This window comes from Burkholderia sp. Ac-20392 (genome assembly GCF_017104585.1).
In the GTDB taxonomy this organism is placed as follows: Bacteria; Pseudomonadota; Gammaproteobacteria; order Burkholderiales; family Burkholderiaceae; genus Burkholderia; species Burkholderia lata.
Window position 1 is genome coordinate 1 of record NZ_JAAGPB010000968.1, and the last position, 1,420, is coordinate 1,420.

At 69.1% G+C, this 1,420-nt stretch carries 3 protein-coding genes; 2 read left to right on the plus strand and 1 reads right to left on the minus strand.

The genetic code is table 11. The features are described from left to right. Together G3N99_RS40140 and G3N99_RS40145 are read left to right on the plus strand one after the other, a co-directional pair. Positions 1–302 (plus strand): glycerate kinase (locus G3N99_RS40140; RefSeq protein ID WP_206125184.1); only part of this gene is annotated, 302 nt, incomplete at its 5' end. 62 nt (positions 303–364) lie between these two features. Beyond that, positions 365–814 (plus strand): MarR family transcriptional regulator, encoded by a 450-nt coding sequence (locus G3N99_RS40145; protein WP_206125185.1) that lies wholly within the window; start codon positions 365–367, stop codon positions 812–814. A 170-nt stretch (positions 815–984) separates the two neighbouring features. On the opposite strand, the gene G3N99_RS40150 is transcribed toward G3N99_RS40145, so the two are convergent. Further along, positions 985–1,420, minus strand: a 436-nt coding sequence (locus G3N99_RS40150; protein ID WP_277396504.1) for a ketopantoate reductase C-terminal domain-containing protein, incomplete at its 5' end; no start/stop codon positions are given.

The following is a 1,420-nucleotide window of genomic DNA, read 5'->3' on the forward strand; positions in this document are numbered from 1 at the left end:
TCGACGCGGCGCTCGCCGGCGCCGACTGGCTGATCACCGGCGAAGGCCGCTCGGACGTGCAGACGCTGCACGGCAAGGCGCCGTTCATCGCATGCCGCCACGCGCAGGGCGCAGGCGTGCCCGCGTCGCTGCTGTCGGGCGCCGTCGACCCGGCCGCGCTGCCGCGCCTGTCCGAACATTTTTCCGGCTGCTTCTCGCCGGCTCCCGGGCCGATCACGCTCGACGTCGCGATCCGCGACGCGGCCAATCTGCTCGCGAACGAAGCGGAGCAATTGACACGCCTGAAGTACGGCGCACACTGACCGTTGACCCGAGCGCGCGATACAGGAACAATCGGGCCCGCCCTTTTTCTTCAGGATTCGACATGAAAGGCCGTCAAGCCGGGCTCGATCAGTTTCTGACCTATCGCCTCCACGCGCTCACGAAGCGATCCGACCGCGGAATCGGCGAGGTGTACCGGCACAAGCTCGACATCTCGCTGCCCGAGGCCCGCGTGATCGCGGCCGTCGGCGCCTTCGGCCCGTTCTCGATCATGGATCTCGCGCGCCACACCAATCTCGACAAGAGCCAGGCGAGCCGGGCAGCCGAGGCGCTGCTGCGCCAGGGGCTGCTCGAACGCAGCGCGAGCGAGGAGGATGGCCGGATCGTGCTGATCGCGCTGACCGCCGACGGCCGCGCGCTGCATCGCAAGATCATGCCGATCGTGCGCAAGTGGAACGACGGCCTGCTCGCGTGCCTGTCCGACAGCGAACGCCAGACGTTCGAACGGCTGCTCGACAAGGTCGTCGCGCACGCGACCGATCGGGACGACTGAGCGGCAACACGGGCACGGCGCCCGCAGCATTGATCCGACGAATTCGACGGGCCGCCCCGGTCGCCTCACCCGCGACGCGGGCGGCCCGCTTTGCGTCATGGGTTGCGCACTGCAAGCGGATCGCAGCGCTTCGCCTCACCGGCGTCGCACATGCAGCGGCTCCGCCCGCGCTATAGCCCGCTGTTCGTCGCGCGCTGCCGGAGCAGCCCGAGCACCGCGTCGCAATACGGGGTCGGCACGCCGAGCTTGCGCCCGAGCTCGGGAAACACACCGAGGATCGGCCCGATCTCGAGCGCGCGCCCCGCTTCGAAATCCTGCAGCATCGACGTCTTGAACGGGCCGAGCTTGCGCGTAACCGCGATCCGCTCGGGTCCGCTCATCCCCGTCGACAGGCCCAGCTTCGCGCCGATCGCGGCCGCCTCCTCCATCATCCGCAGCGCGAGATCCTGCGTGAACGGATCGTCGAGCAACTGCTCGGCAGTCGACCCCGTGAGCGCGCTCAGCGGATTCATGTTCATGTTGCCCCACAGCTTCGTCCAGATCTCGGTTCGGATCGCGGGCGTCGACTCGACGTCGAAGCCGCCCGCCGCGAGCGCCGCGGCGAAC

Excerpts from the sequence above, each read along its gene's own strand:
- G3N99_RS40145 (WP_206125185.1), top strand. The coding sequence starts at position 365 with ATGAAAGGCCGTCAAGCCGGGCTCGATCAGTTTCTGACCTATCGCCTC.